This window comes from Stieleria sedimenti (assembly GCF_025060895.1).
Classification (GTDB): Bacteria; Planctomycetota; Planctomycetia; order Pirellulales; family Pirellulaceae; genus Stieleria; species Stieleria sedimenti.
Genome location: NZ_JANZKV010000298.1, coordinates 40,336 through 44,306, shown reverse-complemented (window position 1 = coordinate 44,306; position 3,971 = coordinate 40,336). Strand labels below are relative to the sequence as shown.

Here is a 3,971-nt window from a genome sequence, read left to right as displayed (position 1 = left end):
CTTCAAAAATACCGTGAAAGGCCGGAGGGCTCGCGCCCTACCGCTAAAAAGTCGTTCACGGCGTAGGGCCGGAGCCCGGAATTAAGTCCGGTATCATCAATGGCAGTGACTGATCGATCGACCAGCGTGTCCTGCTGGTAACCCCTTCCAAGGCAATCAGTGTGATGGTCGGTGCGACGAATGCACACAACTTGATTGCTCGGAGCGTCTGTATTGATGGAACAAGCCGTGAAATCGGCAGTGGTTTACACCCGCGGAGATTCAGGCTTCCTTCGTCAGCAGTACGGTGCAGGAGAGCGGTTCGATTTGCCGATTGAAAATCTGAGTCTGGAGCTTGATCGGGCGTATGAGGGTTTAGCGATTTAAACGATCATGCAGGTTGCGTCAAAGTTGCTTGAGAGGATGCCATGGACACCGAAACTCGCCGACCGCGTCGCGATCCGCTGTTCGTGCTGATCCTCTTTGGGGTCTGCGCGGTGGCGGTTTGGCTGTTGCTGCTGCCGTTTTATCCGGCGATCGCCCGCGTGACGATGAAGCGTTTTCATTTGTCGACCGAATCGTTTGCGTGCTGGGCCATCCAGGCTCCGATTCCGGCGATGTACAACTTCGGCAATCAATATGAGATTCGCGATTTACCGGAAGGCTTGATCACGCCGGTGCTCGATTCGAGTCGACCCCGCTACATCAATCACTTTCCGACTCGGGTGTTGACGTTCGCCAACGGACGCTACTCGTTGCTCAGTCCCGGCCAGGATCGCTGGGTGACGATCAGATCGTCTTATCGCGGGCAAACGTTGGAAACCAAGATTCACGCCAAGCCGATCGGCGACGGCAGATTCGAGTGGATTCGCGAGTCGTCCGAGATTCTTTCGCCCGGGGGTGACCGGTGATGTTCGGCGGCAAGGCAACAGACGGCAGTAAAGCGGACGTCGAGGTCGCGGCGCCTGACTCGGGACGGGTGTTGTGGGCGTACTTGATCGTTCAGATCAGCGTGTTCGCGGGACTGGCATGGAAGTACGAATTCTTCCTACTGGCCGACCAGGTTTATCATCGGCTGCCGCTGTCCGATCCGTTCTTTCCGGCGTGGCTGCAATCGGCCGATGTGATCCGCTGGGCCTATCTCGGATCACTGACCGCGATCATCTTGGGCGTGGTCGGCATGTTGCCTTGGATTCGCATGCTGTGCGCGTCGGCACAGGTCGGTTGCCTGGCAGTCATGCTGATTCACCAGGGTAGTCACAATGACATGACGTTTGCGACCAGTTTGTGGGCTTCGATTTGGGTGTTCTGGTTTGCGACGGGCATGGACCGGGACGAGCCATCGGATCTGCTGCGTCGTGGGGCGTTTTTGGCTCGCGCGATCGCGTCGATGATTCTGCTCGGCGGCGCGGTCGGAAAGTGGACACCGGAGTACTGGTCGGGAGAAGTCTTTTACGACATCTATTTTCGCGAGCGCGACTTCTGGGTGTTCAACTATTTGCGAGAGACCTACGACGCTGAGACGCTGCGCGGCATCGCGACCTGGTACAGCCGCAAGGTGATCGCGGTCGAGACGCTGTTCGGGTTTGGGTTATGGTTGTTGCCGCCCCGATGGGCGGCCGCGGCGGGCGTGACGATCTTCTTTTCGATCGCGTTCTTTTCCAACAACCTGTTGTATTCGGTGCTCTTGGCGATGATCGGATTATCGGCGGTGGGTTTTTTTGTACCGAAAACGACGAACGACAACTCGACGCGCGGCACTGGCTGACGCGGCGTGTCGGTATGCGACTGCCGGCGTGAAGCGGCGAAGGCCCCGAGGAGTAAGCTTTGAGTCCTGTCTGCAACGCCACAAACGTCGATTTGACAGCCGACTCCGGTCGCCATAGAGTGGGTTTAAAATCCCCTTCTTTCTCACGCGGTCGAATTGACGATGAACCAGGAATTGCCACCCGGACAGGAATCCGATGAGATTCAAGGTCTAGCGGAGGTCGTGGCGAAAAGTTTGGCCGAGGGTGAAGACCCGCAATCAATCGCACAGAAGTTGGTCGATAGCGGTTGGGATGCGGATGAAGCGACCAGCTTCGTCGGTTCGATTCAGCATCACATGTTGGAAGCGCAAAACGCCGGAGGCGGATCGGAAGTGCAGGGATGGATGCTCTGGGGAGGCGGATTGATTGTGATCAACTTGCTCAGCTGGATGTTCAACTGGGGATTCTGGATCTACTAGTGCCCCCGCCGCCGCGTTTCGTTGACATCGCGATCGGCGTTTCGATCCTGAGCTGGGCCGGCGCCGCGATTTGGTCCAACCTAGGGCAGCGTCCCTTGACGATCTTGATCGCGACGTCGCTGTTGCACTTGATGGTGGGTGTGCTTTTTCTGTTGCGGCGTGGTGTTGAACAGCAGGGTGATTTCGCAACCTGTTTGATGGCCGTCCCCGCGGTGCTTGTCGGCGGCTGGGTGTTTGGATGGTCTCCCAGCGATTGGAACATTTCCACGCAACTCTTGTTCGTTTCCGGCAGTGGTTTGGCGATCCTGAGTTTCGTGTTCCTCGGTCGCTGCTTTGCAATCTTGCCGGCGATTCGCGGCACGGTCGTGCACGGCCCGTTCTCGATCATTCGGCATCCCGCCTATCTCGGTGAACTGGCGATGGTGGTCGCCTGCGTTGTCGCCGCGGGACTGCGTTGGGAGCAACTGGTGATCTTGCTGTTCATTTTCGCGTTGTTCGCGATCCGGATCCGTGTCGAAGAACGTCTGTTATTGAGCGGTGTCGAGTATCAACGTTACTGCCGGAAAGTCCGCTGGCGTCTGATCCCGCTGATTTGGTAGCCCGCAGAGGACAGAGGAAGATTATTGGTGGAAATGACTCATTGCGCGTGACAGCTGAAGCAGGGATCTGCCAACAATGGAAGAGGGCTGGGTTGAGTCTCTTTGGAATCGAAATCTGCGGATCACGTCATGTCGAATCATCAGTCACGGTCTTCAAACGCCATGCGATCCATTCGAATGCAATCGTTGGAACCGCGTTTGCCACTTGCCGGAAGTGCCGGGGGCGTTGAATTCGGAGACTGGCACAATCAGAGCAATGCGTATGACGTCAATGGCGATGGGTACGTGCATCCGATCGACGTATTGCAGCTGATCAATCTGATCGGTGACTATGAATTGTCGGCGATCGAAACGATGCAGTCGGCGTGGTCGGAGGACGATCCGGCGGCGATGGAGCCCTACGCCGGGTTTCATCCTGACGTCAGCGGAGACGGGGTGGTCGGGCTGGTGGATATCTTGCAGGTGATCAATCGATTGGCCATCGATCAGGCCGCGAACCCCACAAATGGCCAGGTCGCGGTGCTCCCGGACGGTCAGGGGGAGCCGACATCGGTGGTGTTCACGTCGGCCGATGGACGGTCGAAGTCCGTTGATGTTGTCGATCCTGGGGTGACCGTGATTTGGGACCAGGGGAACGTGTATCTCCGCAATCGAGATGGCTTGCCATTGATCATTGCGAAACCGGCAAGCGGTTTGCTGAGCGCCGAATATTTGGAGGGGGACGGAACGGCAACGGTCACGCGTTTCGGATCCGACGGAAGCGAAACAACCGAGCAATATGTCTGCATTCCCGGTTGGACGGTTGATGCGCCGGACGTCATCGCTTCCCCTGTTGATCCATTGACCTGGCCGCTTCGACTATTCGATCCCGACGACGTCCGCCGACCGATCGAGGGATTTGAAGAGACCTTGGGAGCAATCGTGTCGCGCCACACGCAATACGCCGACGGCTCATCGATTGAATTTCAATATGAAGAGGCGTCGGCGGAAAACCTGATTTCTTTCACTGCAAGTCTGGCGACGGGAGAGTCCTTGACGGTGAACATGGACGGGGCGACGGTTCCGACTGACCTGACGCAGAGGGTTTGGATGGTGCTCCGATCGGACAATCCGCCGGCGTCACCGATCAGTCTGACCGAGCTGCTAGTGTCCAGCCTTTAGGCCAA

5 protein-coding genes are annotated in these 3,971 nt (G+C 57.4%); all 5 read left to right on the top strand.

Annotation, left to right across the window (positions count from 1 at the left end; translation table 11 throughout):
* The first annotated feature begins 407 nt into the window (after nt 1-407).
* The 5 genes from NZK35_RS31085 (at nt 408) to NZK35_RS31065 (ending at nt 3,966) form a co-directional block, all read left to right on the top strand.
* On the top strand, nt 408-890 hold the full coding sequence (locus tag NZK35_RS31085; protein ID WP_259636426.1) for a hypothetical protein: 483 nt from the start codon (nt 408-410) through the stop codon (nt 888-890).
* Nucleotides 890-1,747: a hypothetical protein gene (locus tag NZK35_RS31080; RefSeq protein WP_259636425.1), complete on the top strand. Its 858-nt coding sequence runs from the start codon at nt 890-892 to the stop codon at nt 1,745-1,747. Before NZK35_RS31085 ends, NZK35_RS31080 begins: the two co-directional genes overlap by 1 nt.
* A gap of 162 nt (nt 1,748-1,909) precedes the next feature.
* The gene (locus NZK35_RS31075) at nt 1,910-2,206 is read left to right on the top strand and encodes a hypothetical protein (protein ID WP_259636424.1); all 297 of its coding nucleotides are present in this window, start codon (nt 1,910-1,912) and stop codon (nt 2,204-2,206) included.
* On the top strand, nt 2,206-2,805 hold the full coding sequence (locus NZK35_RS31070; RefSeq protein WP_259636423.1) for a methyltransferase family protein: 600 nt from the start codon (nt 2,206-2,208) through the stop codon (nt 2,803-2,805). Before NZK35_RS31075 ends, NZK35_RS31070 begins: the two co-directional genes overlap by 1 nt.
* Nucleotides 2,806-2,967: 162 nt before the next feature.
* Nucleotides 2,968-3,966, top strand: a complete 999-nt coding sequence (locus tag NZK35_RS31065) for a dockerin type I domain-containing protein (protein ID WP_259636422.1) — start codon at nt 2,968-2,970, stop codon at nt 3,964-3,966.
* Nucleotides 3,967-3,971: the final 5 nt, after the last annotated feature.